Origin of the sequence: Candidatus Campylobacter infans (genome assembly GCF_013416015.1) — a bacterium.
Classification (GTDB): Bacteria; Campylobacterota; Campylobacteria; order Campylobacterales; family Campylobacteraceae; genus Campylobacter; species Campylobacter infans.
Window position 1 is genome coordinate 430,031 of record NZ_CP049075.1, and the last position, 19,353, is coordinate 449,383.

At 36.4% G+C, this 19,353-nt stretch carries 20 protein-coding genes; 6 read left to right on the plus strand and 14 right to left on the minus strand.

Going from position 1 to position 19,353, the window contains the following annotated elements; translation table 11 throughout:
- Positions 1–51: 51 nt before the first annotated feature.
- Positions 52–1,074: an LptF/LptG family permease gene (locus tag CINF_RS02300; protein WP_338025061.1), complete on the plus strand. Its 1,023-nt coding sequence runs from the start codon at positions 52–54 to the stop codon at positions 1,072–1,074.
- Positions 1,074–1,826, plus strand: a complete 753-nt coding sequence (gene truA, locus CINF_RS02305; RefSeq protein WP_179975598.1) for a tRNA pseudouridine(38-40) synthase TruA — start codon at positions 1,074–1,076, stop codon at positions 1,824–1,826. Before CINF_RS02300 ends, truA begins: the two co-directional genes overlap by 1 nt.
- A 44-nt stretch (positions 1,827–1,870) precedes the next feature.
- Here truA and CINF_RS02310 read toward each other — a convergent pair whose 3' ends face one another.
- The 6 genes from CINF_RS02310 to CINF_RS02335 form a co-directional block, all read right to left on the minus strand.
- Positions 1,871–2,644, minus strand: coding sequence for a TSUP family transporter (locus CINF_RS02310; RefSeq protein ID WP_179975599.1), 774 nt, complete (start codon positions 2,642–2,644; stop codon positions 1,871–1,873).
- Positions 2,645–2,682: 38 nt separating this feature from the next.
- On the minus strand, positions 2,683–3,369 hold the full coding sequence (gene cuyB / locus CINF_RS02315) for a cysteate racemase (protein ID WP_179975600.1): 687 nt from the start codon (positions 3,367–3,369) through the stop codon (positions 2,683–2,685).
- Between the two features lie 58 nt (positions 3,370–3,427).
- Complete coding sequence (locus CINF_RS02320) at positions 3,428–4,780, minus strand: anaerobic C4-dicarboxylate transporter (protein ID WP_179975601.1); 1,353 nt, start codon at positions 4,778–4,780, stop codon at positions 3,428–3,430.
- 309 nt (positions 4,781–5,089) lie between these two features.
- The gene (locus tag CINF_RS02325) at positions 5,090–5,365 is read right to left on the minus strand and encodes a type II toxin-antitoxin system RelE family toxin (protein WP_179975921.1); all 276 of its coding nucleotides are present in this window, start codon (positions 5,363–5,365) and stop codon (positions 5,090–5,092) included.
- Positions 5,358–5,666 carry a hypothetical protein gene (locus CINF_RS02330; protein WP_179975602.1) on the minus strand — a complete coding sequence of 103 codons (309 nt, stop codon included), beginning with the start codon at positions 5,664–5,666 and terminating at the stop codon, positions 5,358–5,360. The genes CINF_RS02325 and CINF_RS02330 overlap by 8 nt, the downstream gene beginning before the upstream one ends.
- Positions 5,667–5,738: 72 nt before the next feature.
- On the minus strand, positions 5,739–6,482 hold the full coding sequence (locus CINF_RS02335) for a DUF4198 domain-containing protein (protein ID WP_179975603.1): 744 nt from the start codon (positions 6,480–6,482) through the stop codon (positions 5,739–5,741).
- 83 nt (positions 6,483–6,565) lie between these two features.
- Between CINF_RS02335 and CINF_RS02340 the strand changes: the two genes are divergently transcribed.
- Positions 6,566–9,046, plus strand: a complete 2,481-nt coding sequence (locus CINF_RS02340) for an HD domain-containing protein (RefSeq protein ID WP_179975604.1) — start codon at positions 6,566–6,568, stop codon at positions 9,044–9,046.
- 9 nt (positions 9,047–9,055) lie between these two features.
- Positions 9,056–10,927 (plus strand): glutamine--fructose-6-phosphate transaminase (isomerizing), encoded by a 1,872-nt coding sequence (gene glmS / locus CINF_RS02345; RefSeq protein ID WP_179975605.1) that lies wholly within the window; start codon positions 9,056–9,058, stop codon positions 10,925–10,927.
- Between the two features lie 246 nt (positions 10,928–11,173).
- Here the strand turns inward: glmS and ychF are convergent, their stop codons facing one another.
- The 8 genes from ychF to folD all read right to left on the minus strand — a co-directional run bounded on the left by ychF (position 11,174) and on the right by folD (position 17,598).
- Positions 11,174–12,280, minus strand: coding sequence for a redox-regulated ATPase YchF (gene ychF, locus CINF_RS02350; RefSeq protein ID WP_179975606.1), 1,107 nt, complete (start codon positions 12,278–12,280; stop codon positions 11,174–11,176).
- Complete coding sequence (locus CINF_RS02355; RefSeq protein WP_179975607.1) at positions 12,277–13,812, minus strand: leucyl aminopeptidase; 1,536 nt, start codon at positions 13,810–13,812, stop codon at positions 12,277–12,279. Before CINF_RS02355 ends, ychF begins: the two co-directional genes overlap by 4 nt.
- Positions 13,793–14,407 (minus strand): DedA family protein, encoded by a 615-nt coding sequence (locus CINF_RS02360; RefSeq protein WP_178696617.1) that lies wholly within the window; start codon positions 14,405–14,407, stop codon positions 13,793–13,795. The genes CINF_RS02355 and CINF_RS02360 overlap by 20 nt, the downstream gene beginning before the upstream one ends.
- 13 nt (positions 14,408–14,420) lie before the next feature.
- Entirely contained in the window at positions 14,421–14,954 is a 534-nt protein-coding gene (gene apt / locus CINF_RS02365; protein WP_178696618.1) for an adenine phosphoribosyltransferase, read from the minus strand.
- A 13-nt stretch (positions 14,955–14,967) separates the two neighbouring features.
- On the minus strand, positions 14,968–15,300 hold the full coding sequence (locus CINF_RS02370) for a hypothetical protein (protein ID WP_178696619.1): 333 nt from the start codon (positions 15,298–15,300) through the stop codon (positions 14,968–14,970).
- A gap of 55 nt (positions 15,301–15,355) precedes the next feature.
- Complete coding sequence (gene rpiB, locus CINF_RS02375) at positions 15,356–15,784, minus strand: ribose 5-phosphate isomerase B (protein WP_178696620.1); 429 nt, start codon at positions 15,782–15,784, stop codon at positions 15,356–15,358.
- A gap of 82 nt (positions 15,785–15,866) precedes the next feature.
- Positions 15,867–16,754, minus strand: a complete 888-nt coding sequence (gene lepB / locus CINF_RS02380) for a signal peptidase I (RefSeq protein WP_179975608.1) — start codon at positions 16,752–16,754, stop codon at positions 15,867–15,869.
- Positions 16,744–17,598: a bifunctional methylenetetrahydrofolate dehydrogenase/methenyltetrahydrofolate cyclohydrolase FolD gene (gene folD / locus CINF_RS02385; RefSeq protein ID WP_179975609.1), complete on the minus strand. Its 855-nt coding sequence runs from the start codon at positions 17,596–17,598 to the stop codon at positions 16,744–16,746. The genes lepB and folD overlap by 11 nt, the downstream gene beginning before the upstream one ends.
- 75 nt (positions 17,599–17,673) lie before the next feature.
- On the opposite strand from folD, the gene CINF_RS02390 reads away from it, so the two are divergent.
- Both CINF_RS02390 and hemL read left to right on the plus strand, forming a co-directional pair.
- The gene (locus CINF_RS02390) at positions 17,674–18,063 is read left to right on the plus strand and encodes a c-type cytochrome (RefSeq protein ID WP_178696623.1); all 390 of its coding nucleotides are present in this window, start codon (positions 17,674–17,676) and stop codon (positions 18,061–18,063) included.
- The gene (hemL, locus tag CINF_RS02395) at positions 18,060–19,334 is read left to right on the plus strand and encodes a glutamate-1-semialdehyde 2,1-aminomutase (protein WP_178696624.1); all 1,275 of its coding nucleotides are present in this window, start codon (positions 18,060–18,062) and stop codon (positions 19,332–19,334) included. Before CINF_RS02390 ends, hemL begins: the two co-directional genes overlap by 4 nt.
- The last annotated feature ends 19 nt before the right edge of the window (positions 19,335–19,353 follow it).

Consider the following 19,353-nt stretch of genomic DNA (forward strand, 5'->3'; position numbering starts at 1 on the left):
TAAATTTTAATATATTTTGGCTATAATCAGCGATTTTATTTGGGATTTATGATGATTTCTAGGGTTAATCAATACTTTTTTTATAGCTTCTTAAACTCTTTTATTTCATTATTTGCCACGCTTTTTTTGGTAGTTTCGATTGTATTTTTTATACAAATTGCGCGCATTACTAGCTATATTGAGATTAGCCTTGGCGAACTTTTTAGACTTTATAGCTATTTATTACCGCAAATTTTATTATTTACAGCACCTATTGCTTTTTTTATCGGTGTGGCGGTTAGTTTTTATCGCCTTAGTAAAGAAAATGAAAGCACGGTGATTTTTACCCTAGGGCAAAGTCCTGATAATGTGGGGAGATTTTTTGTTTTACTTGGCGGGATTTTATCTGTTTTAATGCTATTAAATGCGCTAATTTTAATGCCATATGCACAACACTTAAATAAAACCTTCATCGAATACAAAAAAACAAAATTTAGCCTAAATATCCGTCCTGGCGAGTTTGGACAGCGTTTTGGCGAATGGCTAGTTTTTGCTAATGAGCAAGATAAAGAAGAGTTTTCATATAAAAATATCGTTCTTTATAATCCAAATCCGCTTAATGAAAGATTAATCACAGCCCAAAGCGGCGAGCTAATAAATGAAAATAGCGCGCTAGCTTTAAAGCTAGAAAATGGGCGTTTGTATGATATTAGCTTACAAAAATGGCAAATAGGCGAGTTTAAGGATATGACAATCCGTTCAAGCATAGCCAGCACGCGTTTTGGGGCGTTTAATTTACTTGAATACTGGAAAGAAGCATTAAGCAACCAAAAGCGTGCGCGAGATTTTAGTATTTATACGCTAGTTGCGCTTTTTCCGCTTGCTTGCGTGCTTTTTGCCCTTAGTTTTGGGTTAATTACGCAACGCTACGAAAATGGCATATTGTATTTTGGTAGCTTTGGCGTTTTGCTTGCGTATTTTGCGCTCATTATGATACTAGCTAAAAAACCAAGCATTGCGATAATATTGATTTTTACGCTCTTTTTTAGTATTTCATTTATCACTTTTAAGCATAAAATTTTAAGCAAATACTAATGAAAATAGCTCTAATTTACGCATATAATGGCGCTGGTTTTAGTGGCTCGCAAGCTCAGCCACACAAAAATACTATTGAAAATGCGCTAAATGCCACGCTTGCGCGACTTGGGATTTTTGAGCCTGTTATTTCAAGCTCGCGCACAGATAAGGGAGTGCATGCGCTAATGCAAGTTAGCACCACGCATTGTGGCGATTTTTGGAGCCAAGAAAAGCTAAAAGAGCAAATCTCTCGCCATTTACCGCCTAAAATCACCCTAAAAGCTGTGCGCATCGTAGATGAAAGCTTTCATCCGCGTTTTAGCGCGCAAGCAAGAACTTATCGCTACATCTTAGCCCATAGCGATAAAAACGCCTTTTTGGCCGATTTTGTGTATTATTTTAAACAAATCAATAACGCTAAATTAAAACAAGCTCTTAAAATCTTTTGCGGAGAGCATGATTTTAGCGGGTTTTATAAGCTTGGCTCAAATGAAAAATCCAGCATTAGATGCGTGTATTTTGCTAGCTCGCGCTTTTTTAAAACTAGTTTGGGAGATTTTACGCTAATTAGTATAAAAGCCAATGGTTTTTTACGCTCGCAAGTGCGTCTAATGCTAGCAAATGCGCTACAAGCAAGCAGCGATGAAAATGCGATGAATGCGTTAAAAGATAGATTTTTAAATCAAAATTTAAAGGCAAAAATCCCTACTAAAATTCCAGCTCCCGCTCAGGGTTTGTATTTAACAAAAATTTTTTATTCTAAATTGTAATTAGTTTTAAAATGAAATTTTAATTAATCAGCTAGCCTAAAAGCTTAATAAAGGCTTTTAATGCCGTCATAGAGTAGTTTGAGCGTGGTTGCTGCTACTACGCATAAAAATATTATTCTAACAAAGCCGGCTTCTTTTTTTATCACCATATGCGCGCCCAAATACCCGCCGATTAGCTGTCCTGCGCCCATTACAAAGCCTAGGATCCAAAGCACTTGCCCGCCAGCTATAAATACGCTAAGAGAAACGATATTTGAGGTAAAATTTAAAGCCTTCGTATGAGCTACGGCGCGTTTTGTTTCAAGTGCTATTAAAGCAAGCATCGCAAAAGTCCAAAAACTACCAGCACCAGGGCCAAAAAATCCATCATAAAAGCCCAAAATTAGCCCAAAAACAATATAAAATGCGTTTTCTTTCATCAAGGCTTTTTTTGCTTGTGTTTTAAAATTTGAGCCAAAAAGCGTGTAAATAAAAATGCCAACTAAAAGCACAGGGATTAAAAAACGCAAAAAGCTAGGATCAATGGCTAAAACGCTTAAAGTCCCAAGTATTGCACCTAGTAGCGTAAAAAATATGCCAATGGCGATTTTTCGCCACTCCACATAGCCTTTGCGCGCGAAGTTAAAAGTCGCTGAGAGCGTGCCAAAACAGCCTTGAAGTTTATTTGTGCCAAGGGCTAAATGCTCAGGCAAACCAACTGCTAAAAGAGCAGGCAAGGCAATTAGCCCGCCACCACCTGCAACAGCATCGATAAAGCCAGCAAATACCGCCACGCCAAAAAGCAAAGCATAAACCCACAAGGCTAATTCGCTCTCCATTTTTTGCCTTTAAATGTTAAAATTTTAATGCTTTAAAGCTAAGCGCGCTCTAATGCATAATCAACGCCAACCTTTGCTAATTCAAGCGTGGCATCGACAAAATTATATTTAGCGTCCAAATAATCCAAAAATAATGGTATTTCAGTACAAGCTGCTATATAAACATCAGCTTTAATTTCTTTTAAGGTTTGGTTAAAAAGTGGCACGAATTCTTTTGTTTTGCCAGCTTTTACCCCATCATAAATGCAAGACATTATTTTTGCTTGTATTTCATCGCTAAAAGCCACGCTATTTAATCCGTTAGCCTCTAAAATCGCATCATAAACCCTAGCTTTTTTGGTGCCGCTTGTAGCAATTACTGCTATATCCTTAGCGCCGCTAAAATCGCGTTTGATTGCATTTAGGGCGGCTTTTGCAATGTGTAAAATTTTAACGCCTGCGCTTTTTTGTATATCATCTGCAAAAAAATGCGCTGTATTACAAGCCATTAGCATAGCCTCGCAACCAGCGTTTTTTAATAACTTTGCGCTTTGAATTAGCTTTGGCAATGGATTTTGGCCTTGCCCTAAGATAAAGGCTGTGCGATCTTCAATTTGTGCGAAGCTGTCTATTACTATATGCAAATGATCTTGATCTTTGCTTGCTGGGGTTAGATTTATGATTTTTTGATATAAGTCTAAGGTGGCTTGTGGTCCCATTCCACCGATGATTCCTAATTGTTTCATGGTATGTCCTTAGAAATAATTGTGGGTGCTTGCCTAAATATTTAGGCAAGCATAAAATTTAGATTAAAATAGGTGCTAGTATAAATCCTAAGATTACAGAAACGGCTACCATTATAGTGCCAGGGATAAAAAATGAGTGGTTAAATACCCAAGTACCGCCTTTTGTAGTGCCAGTATCATCCATAGCGATAGCGCCTAAGGTAGTAGGGTAAGTAGGCAACACAAATAGCCCTGAAACAGCAGCAAAGCTAGCCACTAAAATCCAAACGCCATCAGCATTTTCAGGTGAAGTCATACCCATAGCTAGTGCCACAGCTGGCATCATTACCTTTGTAGTAGCAGCTTGTGAGTATAATAAGCAGCTTATGCAATATAGCGCAATTGCTAGCAAGTAAGGATAATCTCTAACAACGCTTGAAGCTACTTCTTTAATCGCATCAAGGTGTCCATTTACAAAAGTAGTACCAAGCCAAGCGATACCGATAATGCAAATGCAAGCTGTCATACCGCTTTGGAAAGTGCTAGTTGAGAGTAATTTGCCAGTATCAACCTTGCAAAACACTACTATCATAAAGCCTATGGTAAGCATAAAGCTAATAATAGCATTATCGCGAGCTAATGGCACGCTATCTTTTGGTATTAGGCCAACGCTTGGAGAAATCGCAAGAGCATAAAGCACAACCGCAACCACACCAATAGCAAAAATAACCACAGAACGCAAAGCATAAGGTGGCAATTCTTCATAATGAGCTTCTTTTATTTCTTTTACCAAGCCAGCAGCTAGTCTTGCTTTATAAGTTTCATCTGTGTCTAATCTTACATTATAAACAACATTTACAAATAAAGCTGTTAAAAGCACAGCTACAAAAGTAGTGCTAATGCAAATAAATAAAAGCATAGGATAGCTTACGCCAAGAGGCTCACAAACGCCTGTCATCGCAACAAAAGCAGCTGAAATAGGGCTGGCTGTGATGGCTACTTGACTTGCTACCACGCTAAGTGATAACGGAGCCGATGGCTTGATGTTTTGTCCTTTTGCAACCTCTACTATTACAGGGATTACAGCAAAGGCTGTGTGGCCTGTACCAGCTAAAATAGTAAGCAAATAAGTAACAACCGGAGCTAAGAAATTCACATGCTTTGGATTTGCGCGTAAGATTTTTGAAGCGACTTGCACCAAATAATCAAGCCCCCCAGCAACTTGCATTGCTGTGATAGCTGAAATAACAGACGCGATGATTAAGATTACATCTATTGGGATGTAAGTCATCTTTGTCTCCATACCTAGTGCTACTGTAAGCACGATAACGCCAAGGCCGCCGGCATAACCAACGCCCATGCCACCTAGCTTTACGCCTAGATAGATACCAGCGAACAATACAGCAATCTGTAAGACTAGCATTATATCCATGACTACTCCTTAAAATAAACTTAGCTTGTAAAAGCTTCGTTTAAATTATATTATATTAAGTTATTAAAACTTGCTTAAAATGATAAAAATTTATTGAAATTTTCGTGATTTTGATTAAAATTTAAAAAAATTATATATTTTTTAATAAATAATTTTTAAATTATAATACTTCTAAATAACACAATAAAATAAGCTAAGAATGAATAAAAAAAATATAAATTTTTAATCTAGCTTTAAAATTAAAAGCCATTTTAAAGTTAAGGCTAGATTAAATAATTTTAATAAAATTTATATTTGATATTTTGCCGTTTATTTTTTGTAGGTATTTTCTCGCATTGAAATTTCTATAATTTCTATTATTAAAATTTCATCTTGTTTTATACCAATAACGCGATAATTGCCTACACGCCAACGCCAATAATTTTTAAAGGCTTCAAGTTTAGTAACACTTTTTATCACAAAAGGATTTTCTATTTTTTCAAGCTCTTGTAAAAATGTGCGTATTTTCAAAGCACCAATCTTATCGCCTTTTTCAATTTTTTTTAGCTCTTTATCTGCTGTGTGTTTTAGGATAATTTCATATATTTAAGCCCATTTCTGCTCTTACTTCTGCTCTTATTTGGTCTTGTTCGGCTTGTGGCAATTTTTCAAAGTATGCATTTATTTTCTTTATTGATGGTGCTTGTGCTAGAGTGTAGCTTTTTGGCTCATTTAGGCTCTTTTTAAGTTTTGTTTTTAAAAACTTAATTAGCTCTGTTGTGTGTTTAATTTTTTCGTTTAAGTCTTGTTTGATTTTTTGCTTTTTATTTTCTGCGTTTATTAGCGCGTTTAAAAGCTGTTTTTTATTCATATTTGAATATTTATCATAATCTATCGCTGCTGGCATTTTCTCCCCTTTATTAAAATTTCACATTTATTAAAATTTCACAAAAAAGCCTCGCTTTTAAGCTGGTGTAGTTTATTTTTGGTAGTCTTTTGTTTCTACCCAGATTATCGCGCCAAGCTCTACATCGTAAGTTTTGCCGTCTTTTTTGATTTTTTCATCATCGCTTAATAAAGCGCAAAAGCCCCACCAGCCAGCAAGCGGCATAGTAAAGCTAAACTCACCGCGTTTGTTTGTTTTGATTTCTTGTGTTATGTGATCTTCGCTTGGAGCTTTTAAGCCTTTATCGTTTAGGTATTCAACCTCAACTATCACATCTGCGGCCGGCTTGCCCTTATACATTACCACGCCACTAAAATTATTGCCCGCATATAGCCCAAAAGGCCTAGTTAGCGGGATAATCTCAGCCTTTAACCCTACGCTTTGATCCCAGCCATCGCCTGCGCCATAAGCATCTACTACGCTTTTTGCTGTGTGGTGGATGAAAATTTGTTCATTTGGTTCAAAATACGGCTCTAAATCCACATAAAAAATATGCACCGCAGGCTCTTTTATATTGTAATTAGCGTTATAAAATCGCATATTGTTTTGTTTTTGTTCTTTTAGGGTTTTTAGCATATCGCTTTTTTTGCCATTTATTAGCACGCCAGCACTTTTTGGCAGTGGTATATCCATTAAAGTGCCCTCAAATGGATGAGCGAATTTATAAGTTAGTGAAATTTTATCGCTATCAGTGCTAGAAGTTGATGGAATAACCATACCAAAATGCGCATAAGCCATACTTGCAAAAAGCATAGCGCCAAAAGCTAGTTTTTTCATATTTTCTCCTTAAAAAAGGCTAGATTATAAAAAATATTCTCTTAAAAGCGCATAAAAGCACGATTTTTAGCTATAATCCGCGAATGCTTAAAAAATCAAAATTTAATGAAAATCTTATTTTTCCAGATTCTAGTGGCTTAAATGAAGGCTTAAAAAAAGCCCTTGAAAAGCTTAACGGGCGCGGTTTTGGCGCATTTTTTAGCCACGAAATAGACAAAATAGTAAAAAATGTCTTTGCTAAACTTAAAGAAGATTATTTTGCTGAGTTTGCCTTAAATGATGATGATGTGCCACTTTGTGCGCTTGGGCTTAGTAATTATGGCTTAAATGAAATCGGCTATAATTGCGAGCTGCAAATATTGCTATTATATAAGGATTTGCGCGGATTTAACGCTAGGGATTTAGCAGTAGCTTATGAAGAAAGATTAAAAGCTAAAAGTCCAAATTTTAAAATTCAAATCCAAGAAATCAGCACCGCATTTAATAATTTCAAAGATGATATGCAAGCCAAAAGCAATATAGCAAGCTTGCGCTATATTTGTGCGTCTAAAATTTTATATAAGCAAGCAAAAGAAATTTTTAATGCGCTAAAAGCATATAAAAAAGACGAGTTTATTAGCTATCATTTAAATGCGCTTAAACCTTATGATGATGTGCTTTTGCTTAGTCAAAAACCAGATTTAAAAAGCGGTTATGGCGGATTTTTTGATTATGAGCGGGCTTTAATGCTACTTAGCCTAGATGGCAAAGCAAGCACAAATGCCCTAAAATATATCAGCGAAAAAGAATATAGCGAGCTGGTTTTAGCAAGTGAGTTTTTAAGCTCTTTGATGAGCGCATTAAGGCTTAGCGGCGGTAATGACAGCATCGATGCTAGATTTTTAGCCCCAGCTGCAAAACTGCTAAAAATAAAAGAAAAACGAGATTTAGACACGCAAATTTTATTAGTAGCCAAAACCCTAACCGCTATGCAAAAAATCGCCGTGTATTCACGCTATTTATTGCGTGTGGCTTTTTATAGGTATTTTAGTAGCAATCTTAGTTTTAAGCAGTTAAGAGCTAGTAAAAGAGCAGGGCATTTTTATTTAATAAACGAAACAATTTATACGCCACTTCATGCTAAAAGCCCTGATTTATTAAATATTTTAGAGCATATTAGCACCTTGCCTGATTTGGCTTTTAAGTTTCATATAGAAAGCATTTTATACATTAAAAACGCCCAAGCTAGCAAAACAAGTCTAGAAAATGCCATACCGATATTTAAAAAGCTATTTTTTAGAAAAAACGCTTTTTGGATTTTAAAGGCTTTATTAGATGGCGAACAGCTTTTTAGCATGGTTAAACCTATGGAGCATACGCGCCATTTAGCACAATTTAATAATTATAAATATAGCGTAGATGAATATAGTTTGGTTTGCGTTTATGAGCTTGAAAATATAACTGATGGCTATTTTGCTAAGCTTTTTGAGAGCCTAAGTGAGCAAAATAAGGCACTTTTAAAATTAACAGCCCTAATGCATGAAGTCGCAAAAGGCCAAAGCAGCGATGATAGCAAGCACGCAATAATGGGAGCAAATATATTTAGGGCTTATATGAATAAGCTAGATTTTAATGGTTCGTGTGTGAATTTGGGCGTGAATTTGGTTAAAAATCATTCACTAATGAATAAGGCCATAAATGAAGGCATCAACGCTCAAAGCGTGCTTAGTTTAATTTCTCACATAGAGGGCAAAACAGCACTTAAAATGCTATGTGTGCTAACTTATGCCATCATCAAAACCCAAAACGACAGCACGCATATTGGTATTAAAATTTCAAGCCTTAAAGATTTATACGAAAAAGCCCTTGCTAGCTTTAAAAATACCGACCATAGCGTGCTTGGCTCAGCTAGACTGCGCGCTAAAAAAGAAATTTTAATTAAAAAACAAGACGAGTTTGTAAGCTATGATAAAAGCACGCAAGATAAAATTTTATCCATAAAATCAACCTTGCTTTTTATTTTTTATCCTGCAAGCGAAATTTTAAAAATAGCATCTTGGGCGATTTGCTGCGCTAATATCGATTTGAAGGTTAAAAGCGATGATGGATTTTGTGCTGAATTGATAGTAAGAAGAGGGTGGAATTTAACTCTTGTATTAAGCGAGCTAGCTAGGTATGATTTAGCTTATATGGAGGCTTTTGAGCTTTTTGATAATAAATTTTTTATTAAATTAAAATACACAAAACAAGTAAGCCAAAACGAGCTTAAAAGCTTGCATTCAAAGCTAATAGGCGCACTTTGTGATAAAAACGAAGCAAAAATCAAGGCTGTTAAAATTTTAGAAAACGAGCTAAAAATAAATGCGAGTTATTTAGAAAACATCGCTAAAATCGGCATAAACGCAAAAGACGCACAAGGCTTTATGGCTTTTGTTTTAAGCATTTTGGATAAATGCGATTTTAAATTAAGCGATGCGCGCATTCAAACAATCAAAAATCGCACTCGCAATGTGTTTTTAATCCATAAAGATAAGGATTTTGATAAAAAAATAGCTCAGTTTAAAGAGTATTTGATCAACGAATAAAGGGCAAGAATGTGTGGGATAATAGGCTATATCGGCAAAAATGAAAAAAAAAGCATTATATTAAACGGCTTAAAAGAGTTAGAGTATCGTGGCTATGATAGTGCTGGCTTTGGAGTGATTGAGCATAATGCTAATGAGGCGCAAATTTCATATTTTAAAGCCACTGGCAAACTAGAAAATTTAAGGCTAAAATGCGCTGATTTTACAAGCACTGGCTTAGGCGCAGCCATAGGACACACAAGATGGGCAACGCACGGCAAACCAAATGAAATAAACGCCCATCCGCATTTTGGCAAATATAGCTTTGTTATTCACAATGGCATAATAGAAAATTACAAAGAGCTAAAAGACGAGCTAAGCGCGCAAGGCGTTAGCTTTCTTAGCCAAACAGATAGCGAGGTGATAGTGCATTTATTTGAGCATTATAATAAAAGCGCAACTTCGCCCTTACAAGCTTATAAAATGACTATTTCAAGGCTTCGCGGTGCTTTTGCTACCTTGCTAATTACAAAAGATGCGCCAAATTCTATATTTTTTGCCAAAAATGCTGCGCCACTTTTGATTTGTAAAGATAGCCAAAATATTTATTTTGCAAGCTCAGATGCGCCGCTAATTGGCTCATGTGATGAGGGTGCTTATTTAGATGATGGGGTTTATGGCGTGGCTTTTTACGAGCAAGATGCGCAAATTAAAGCCTTTAACGCAAAAGGCGAGCAAATAAACTTAAACTACACAAACTTGCCAAAAGACAAAGGCTACGCGCAAAAAGGCGGTTATCGCTTTTTTATGGAAAAAGAAATTTTTGAACAAAGCGAGGTTGTAAATGAATGCTTAATGGGGCGTTTAAATGGAGAAAAAATTAACTTAGATATCGATGAAAGCGTGCTTTTAGGCATTGATGAGGTTGTGCTTTGTGCTTGCGGGACTAGCTATCATGCAGCGCTGGTGGCTAGTTATTTGTTTGAGAGAATTGCAAAAATTAGAGCAAAAGTAGAAATAGCAAGCGAGTTTCGTTATAAAAACCCCTTTTTAAATCCAAACTCGCTTTTTATAGCAATCTCACAAAGTGGCGAAACAGCCGATACTCTCCAAGCCCTAAAAATCGCCAAAGATGCAAGGCTTAAAACCTTGGCTATTTGTAATGTGGATAATTCAAGCATAGTGCGCCTTTCACAAGAAGTGCTTTTAACGCGCGCAGGCATTGAAAAGGGCGTAGCAAGCACAAAGGCATTTGCTACGCAAATAATTTGCTTGTGGTTGCTTGCCTTGCGCCTTGGCGAATTAAAAGAGCAAAACTTAGCCTTAGAAAATCAAAATTTAAATAATGCTGATTTTAGCGCGCAAGATAGCATAAAAGCGCACAAAAACGCCCTAAGCCAAGTGCCGATGATTTTAGCCAATAAACAAGCCTTACAAGAAAAAATTCGCCGTCTTTGTAAGCATTATTTACACGGGCATGGATTTTTCTTTATCGGGCGCGATATTTTTTATCCGCTAGCGCTTGAAGGCGCGCTAAAATTAAAAGAAATTAGCTACCTTCACGCCGAAGGCTATGCAGCGGGCGAGATGAAGCACGGCCCAATCGCGCTTGCTGATGAAAGGCTTTATACTATTGCACTTTTGCCAGCAAATTTATTATATGAAAAAACAAAATCCAATGTAGAAGAATTAGCTGCAAGGGACGCTTTTATCACGGCTATTTCGCCATTTGAGATTGATATAGCTGATGATTATATAGCTAGTTTTGCCCATAATCATTATATGTGTGAGTTTTTTGAAATGATGATTGCGTTACAGCTTTTTGCGCTTGAAATTTCAATAAAACTAGGCAATGATGTAGATATGCCAAGAAACTTAGCAAAAAGCGTAACCGTAGAATAAAGCGTGTTATCGGCGGGTTAAATTTTGCTAATTCTATTTGCTTAAATTTTAAAATTTTGCTGATTTTATTTGCTTAAATTTTGAAATTTTAAAATTTTAAAATTTCAAAAGAGTTTTTATAATTTTTTTTTGCTAAATGGTTAAAATTTGCGCGTTCAATTTGCGCGTTTAATTTGCGCGTTTAAAATTTGCCAAAAGGGCTAAATTAAATTTTTATTTAGCCCAGCTTAAATCTAAATATTAAATTTAAACATTAAATCTAAAATGCATTATATCGCCATCTGCGACCACATAATCCTTGCCCTCTAAGCGCATTTTGCCAGCCTCTTTGGCCTTAGCCTCGCCTCCACAAGCTATAAAATCATCATAGCTAATCACCTCAGCCCTAATAAAGCCTTTTTCAAAATCATTATGTATCACGCTAGCTGCTTTTGGTGCTTTAAAGCCTTTGCTAATCGTCCATGAGCGCACTTCTTGGACACCTGCTGTGAAGTAGCTAATTAAGCCAAGTTTTTCAAAAGCGGTTTTGATTATAAGCTCTAAGCCACTTTGCTCGCAGCCAAGCTCATTAAGCATTTGATGAGCCTCTTCTTCATCAAGTGCTACTAATTCTTCTTCAAGCTTAGCGCATAATTTAATAAAAGGCGCATTTTGGCTGTTTGCGTATTCTTTTAAGGCCTTAGAATACGCATTATCCGCGCTTAGCCCAGCTTCATCTACATTTGCGCCATAGATTATTTGCTTTGCGCTTAAAAGCCTTAATTCTTTATTTAAACTAGCAAAAATTTCATTATCGATTTTATTAAACAAGCTTGCTTTTTCTCCGTTATTTAGGTGAGCTAAAAGCTCATTTGCTAGCTCTAATTGCGCTTTTGCGTTTTTATTCGTGCCACTTTTAGCCTCTTTGCTTAGCTTTTCGATTTTTTTGCTTAGTTGTTCAATATCTGCTAAGATTAGCTCGGTTTCTATTGTTTGGACATCGCGCAAGGGATCGATGGAATTTTCTACATGCGTTATATTTTCTTCATCAAAGCAACGCACGATATGTAAAAGCAGTGCGCTTTCTCTCACATTTGCTAAAAATTTATTACCAAGCCCTTCGCCCTTACTAGCTCCGCGCACAAGCCCTGCGATATCGACAAATTCAATCTGCGAATGCATTATGCGCTGTGGATTTACGATTTTAGCAAGCTCATTTAATCTAAAATCTGGCACTTCAACTATTGCGTGATTTGGCTCGATAGTACAAAATGGATAATTAGCTGCTTGGGCGTTTTGGGCTTTTGTTAGGGCGTTAAAGGTCGTGGATTTGCCTACATTTGGCAAGCCTAAAATTCCTACTGCTAAACTCATTTTATAGCCTTTTTATTAGGTGATTTTTTAGCGATTTTTTGTTTTAGTGGCGAAATAACAATATCCTTGCCATCTTGTATTAAATTATCAAGTCCCAAAAAATAATGCACCAAGGCTCGCACGCCAGCCCCGCTAGCACCAGAGGGATTTACGCCCCAAGCTTTATTTACATAAGCAGGCCCTGCTATATCAAGGTGAAGCCACCTGTCTTTGTATTCATCTTTTATAAATTTATCTAAAAATAATCCAGCCGTAAGCGAGCCACCATAGCGCGTGTTTGCAGCATTGCTAATATCGGCAATATCAGATTTTAAAAGCTCTCTTAAATGCTCGTTAAATTCCAAAATACTAAAAAACTCGCCACTTGCCTTGCTTAATTTATAAAACTCGCTTTGTAAATCATAATTATTGCCTAAAATCCCGCTGGTGTATTCTCCAAGCCCTACCACGCAAGCACCTGTAAGCGTTGCTATATCTATAATTAAATCAGGTTTTATATTTTCTTGCGCCCAGCTAAGCGCATCAGCTAGCACCAAGCGACCCTCAGCGTCTGTATTTTTAATCTCTATGCTAAGTTTTGAATGCGAAATAAGCACATCATCAGGTTTATAAGCTTTGGAGCCTATGGCATTTTCTACTGCGCCTAGGACTGCGTGAATTTCAAATGGTAATTTTAAAAGTGCTGCTGCGCGAATGGCATTTAGCGCAGCTATGGCTCCGCTTTTATCAGCTTTCATCGTTAGCATATAATCGCTTGGTTTTAGGCTAAGTCCGCCAGTATCATAAGTAACGCCCTTGCCGACAATTACGATTTTTAAGGCATTGCTTGCGCCTTTATAGCTTAGATGAATTAAGCGTGGCGGATTTGGGCTAGCTTGCCCTACGGCTAGTAGCGCGCCCATTTTTTGTTTTTGTAATTCTTTTTCATCTAAAATTTCACATTTAATGCTTGGTATTTGCTCGCTTAAATCCATAGCATCTTTTGCCATGCGTTTTGGCGTGTAATTTTGCGGGGTTTCATTTACCATATCGCGCGCTGTATTTGTGGCTTGGGCTATGATTGTGCCGTATTCTAAGCCTAAAAGTGCTTTTTTATTTTTTGGTTTTTGTTTGGTGTAGCTTTGGGTTGAGATGATTAGTTCTTTAATATTTTGCTCTTTTTTTTCGCTTTTGTATTTTTGGTAGCTATAAAGCCCTAAAATCGCGCCCTCGCTAAGAGCTAAAAAGCTCATTTTATCAGCATCATCTCTAAAATAACTAGCCATTTTCACGCTAGAAATTTTAAACGCGCTAATAGCTCTTAACCCGCTAGCTACTCCATCGCGCAAAGAACTAAGGCTTAAATCCTTAATGCCCACATACACGCGCTTTTGCTCGTTTAAGCTCAGCACGCCACTGCCTTTATAATCATAAAAGCTAAACTCATTTTGATCTTTTATAAACTCATTGTTTAAATTTTTATCCACTATAAAAATTAATTCATAATCAGCCTTAATCTGGCTTAGTTTTTTTTCACTTAGTGTGATTTTCATTTTTTCTTAGCTCCCTTCTTTCAAGTATAGTTTTTTCTAATTTTTTAAAGCCATATACAAATGTGCCTAAAATCAATACAAGCAACGGCACGCCGATATACCAATGTTGCTCTATTAAATGTATAAATTCCCAAATCTCCTCGCCAAAATACCACGCTAATATTATAGTAATCCCAGCCCAAATCCAAGCACTAATAAGATTTATAAAAGCAAATTTGGCTGAGCTATACCTTGTAATGCCTATGCTCATTGGTATAACCGTGCGAAAGCCATATAAGTAGCGTTGCACAAAAATCACTGGCCAGCCGTATTTTTCAAGCAATAAATGCGCTATGGCAAATTTTCGCCTTTGTGAGCGCAATTTTTTTTGTATGTATTTTTTATTATAACGCCCGATATAAAAATAAATTTGATCCCCCACAAAACCGCCAAGGCCAGCTACAAAAATAATCAAATAAAGATTCACATCGCCCTTATGCGCTAAAATCCCAGCCAAAATCAAAGCCAGCTCACCTTCTAAAATACACCAGCCAAAAATAATTAAATAAAAATAATCTTTATATTGATATAAAAGATTTTCAAAAAAACTCTCCAAAATTTCACCTTTATCATAAACTTAAAACGCTATAAATTTTACACTCTTTGCTTAATGCTTTTGTCCCGCCAAGGCCTACTAAATCAATAATAAAACAAGCCTCAACTAATTGCGCATTTAGCTGTTTGATTAGCTTTGTGCTAGCTATTGCCGTGCCACCAGTAGCTATTAAATCATCAATCAAAAGCACACGCGGATTTTTAATATCTCTAAAAGCATCTATGTGCATTTCAATTTTTGCCGTGCCGTATTCGAGCGCGTAGTGCTGTGAGATTGTGGTATAGGGGAGTTTGCCAGCTTTTCTTATAGGCACAAAACCTTTTTTAAGCTCACTTGCAAGTGCTGCGCCAAAAATAAATCCGCGACTTTCAATGCCTGCTATAAAATCAATATTTTGCTTTTCATAACGCTCTTTTAAATGCAAAATCAGTTCATTAAACATATCCTTATCATTTAAAAGCGTGGTTATATCGTAAAATAGCACGCCATCTTGTGGAAAATTTGGTATTTGGCGGATTGAGTTTAGTAATTTTGTTTGAAAATCCATTTTTATCCTTTTTTTATAATAGAGCTTCTATTTTGCCCTCAAGCTCTTTAATTCTTTGATTTAATTTATCATTTTCTAAGCGGTATTGAGAATTTCTTGTGCGCAGTCCTGTTACATCGCTTTTGATTTTATTTAGTTCATCTGTTAATATATCGATATTGCCAAGGCTTCTTTGGAGCTGGACTTGTAATTTACGAATAACTATTTCGGTATCATCAAGATTAGTTTTCATATAATCTCGCATCGTGCGTTCTTTATTAAGCAAAGTTTTATAATAAAACGCCATCACCCCAAGATAAATAACTAAACATATTAAAAAAGTATATAATATAAAATCTATTGTCATTTATATCCTTATTAAATGATATTTTATTACCTAGCATTTTGCTAAATTTTAAAATTTAACTAAATTTTAAAATGCGCCTTTCGTGCCTGCCGCCTTCAAACTCTGTGCTAAAAAATGTTTTTATAATATCTTGTATTACGGCATTGCCAAGCATTCGCCCACCAAAAGCTAGCACATTTGCGTTATTGTGCGCTCTTGCTAATCTTGCGCTAGTTTGATCGTGGCAAAGCGCGCATCTAATGTGTTTATGGCGATTTGCGGCCATTGAAATGCCTATGCCAGTGCCACAAGCTACAATCCCAAAAGCATTCAAATCAGTTTTTAAATGCTCGCTCAAAATCAGCGCAAAATCAGGGTAATCCACACTTTGGCTAGCATTATTCGTGCCTAAATCCACATAACTTATGCCCAAATCATCAAGTACTTGTTTTGCATATTCTTTAACGCAAAACCCCCCATGATCGCTAGCTAGAAATACTTTCATCGATTTTTATCCTTTAAAAATTTTAAATTAAAAGTTTAAAACTACCTAAATTAAAATTTTAAAATTTAAGTAAATTTTTATGTTAATCCCTGGCGCTTTTGGCGTATTTTGGATCATTTTCTAAGCTATCAACGAATCTACCCACGCGCTCCCAGCGCACCTTATAATCTTTATCCCAGCTAAAATACACAAACCACGGCTTACCAACTATATATTTATACTCCACCGCACCCCAAAAACGGCTATCATTGCTGTTTTCGCGGTTATCTCCCACCATAAAAAACTCATCATCTTTAACCTTAAAATAAAAGGCATTAAAGCTAGCATCATCTATTATTTGAAGTGCTGGCAATTCATCTACATAAATAGGATCCATAGCAAATTGCCCTTTTGATTTTGCAAGCATTGCGATGGTAAAAATATCTAATTTTTGTCCGCCAAAATTATCTTTTCTTTCATTTAAATCATAATGAATGCCAGCATTTTTGTAAGGTTCTTTGATAAAAAGCTTGCCATTTAGCCTTACTAAATCATTTTGATCATAATTTTTTTTCATATATTCATCGCCCTCGCTTGCCCTTAAATACATAGTATTTGGGGAAAAAATCACTTCATCGCCAGATTTTGCAAACATTCTTTTTACATAATAAATTTTAGGTTCTAATGGATAGCGAAACACCACTATATCGCCACGCTTTGGACGCTCGCCTTGCCATAAATGCCCATCTTTGTCAAAATCAAAAGCTACGGGAATTTCAAGCCAAGGAATACGCGGAATACTCATACCATAGCTAAATTTTTTCACAAACAAAAAATCGCCTATCAAAAGTGAGTTTTTCATAGAGCCACTTGGTATAACAAAGGCTTGGGCTACAAAAAATATAAAAAATAAAACAATTATTATAGTGCCAGTCCAGCTAGCACTAAATTTATTAAAGGCACTAAAAGCTTTTATGATTTTATCTTTCATTTAATTTACGCTCTTTTGCTGATTTTAGGGTATTTGATAGTAGCATTGCAATAGTCATAGGGCCTACTCCACCTGGCACTGGCGTGATAAAATCGCATTTATCTTTTAAATTTTCAAAATCACAATCCCCAACTAATTTGCCATTTTCAAGGCGATTTATACCTACATCGATGATTATTGCGCCTTCTTTTACCATTTCTGGCTTTATAAAATTTGCCTTGCCAATAGCTGCTATTATTAAGTCAGCATTTTTGCTTAAATCTGCTAAATTTTTGGTTTTTGAGTGTGCTATGGTTACGGTAGCACCAGCATTTAATAAAAGTGCTGCCATAGGCTTGCCTACTATATTGCTGCGCCCGATCACAAGGGCATTTAAGCCTTGCGGGTTGATATTGTATTGTTTTAAAAGCTCCATTATGCCAAGTGGAGTACAAGGCACAAAGCCATTTAATCCGCTAACTAGCGCGCCCATATTTTGAGCGCAAAATCCATCTACATCTTTTTTTGGGTCTATTTTGCGTAAAATTTCATTTGTGTTTATGTGCTTTGGTAATGGCAACTGAACTAAAATCCCATCTATGCTATCATCAGCATTTAGCACATCGATTAGGCTAATTAATTCTTGCTCTGTTGTATTCGCGCTTAATTTATGCATTACAGAACCCATTTGGCACGCCAAACAAGCCTTTTGCTTACTTGCTACATAGGTTTGGCTTGCTGGATCATCGCCTACTAAAATTACCGCCAAAGTCGGCGTAATGCCCTTTTGTTTTAGTTTTATAACTTCATTTTTGATTTCGTCTTTTATTTTTTGGCTTGTGGCTTTACCATCAATTAAAGTCATTTGGCGTCCTTTTTATGCGTTTTTAATTAAAAAATGCGTATGATAGCAAAATTTTTTTAAGCACAAGTTGAATAAATGGCTAATTTTTCTTATATTTTTTTATGCGCATTAATTTTTTGCTGTTTTGGCTTTTTAAATGCTGAGGATTTTATATCTAAAAGTGAATACGCTAGAATGCTTTTTGCTAATCCGCGTGGCATAGGGTGCGATAAATGCCACGGCGAAAAAGGCGATGGCAAGGTGATTTCAATATATAAAATTTACGATAAAGCCACATCAAAGCTACAAAGCAAAAAGCTAGTTGCCCCAAGAATCAATAATTTAGAATACGAAATTTTTTACAAAGCAGTAAAAAACTCATCAGTAGAAAAAACAAAAAATATGATGCCACGATATTTTTTAACAGATAATGAAATTTTAACTCTCTATGATTATCTTCAATCACTCAATAAGGACAAAAAATGACTAACGAAAAAGCTTTTAGCAAAGCCAAAGATTACATAAGCGGTGGCGTTAATTCGCCTGTGCGCGCTTTTAAAAGCGTAAAGGGTTCGCCTGTATTTATTGAGCGGGCAAAAGATGAGTTTTTATACGATATCCAAGGGCAAAAATACATTGATTTTGTGCTAAGCTGGGGGCCGATGATTTTAGGGCATGCTGATAAAGATGTGGTAAATGCAGTTATCAAAACAGCTCGCAAAGGGCTAAGCTTTGGCGCGCCTTGCACGCTTGAGACGCAACTAGCTAAGTTAATTTTAAGCAAATTTAGCTGGCTTGATAAAATTCGCTTTTGCGCTAGTGGCACAGAAGCTACAATGAGTGCTATTCGCCTAGCCAGAGCTTATAGCAAAAAAGATGATATTATAAAATTTGAAGGTTGCTACCACGGCCATAGCGATAGTTTGCTGGTTAAAGCTGGTAGCGGGGCTACTACTTTTGGCACTTCAAGCTCAGATGGCGTGCCAAATGATTTTATCAAACACACGCATTTAGCCACTTATAACGACATTCACAGCGTAGAGCGTTGCTTTGCTAAAAGCAATCAAATAGGTGCTGTGATAATAGAGCCAATCGCTGGTAATATGGGGCTTGTCCCAGCGCATTTGACCTTTTTAGTGCGCCTTAGGGATTTATGCCGTGCAAATGGCGCGGTGCTGATTTTTGATGAGGTTATGAGCGGATTTAGAGCTAGCCTTACGGGCAGTTATAAGTTTAATAAAGTAAAAGCTGATATAGTAACATTTGGCAAGGTTATAGGTGGGGGTATGAATGTGGCCGCATTTGCTGGAAGCGATGAAATAATGAGCTTAATCAGCCCGCAAGGTGGCGTCTATCAAGCAGGCACGCTAAATGGCAATCCAGTAGCCATGGCAGCAGGCATTGCCACGCTAAGCAAGCTTTATGCCACGCCACATATTTACGAAAAACTAAACGACAAGGCAAAAGCTATTTTAAAAGCCATACAAAATAGCGCAAAGAAAAAAGGCATCGCCATTCAAACCGCCCATCGCGGCTCGATGTTTGGCTTTTTCTTTAATGAAAATAAGATCCAAAACTACGCCGATGCCCTAAAAAGCGACACCAAAATGTATGCGAAATTTCATAATCAAATGCTAAAACGAGGCGTTTATCTTGCGCCTAGTCAGTTTGAAACTAGCTTTATTTGCACAAAAATGGGCAAAAACAGCCTAGAAAAAGTCATAGAGGCCATAGAAAACAGCTTTAAGGCACTTTAAAATTTGCTATTTTTTGAAA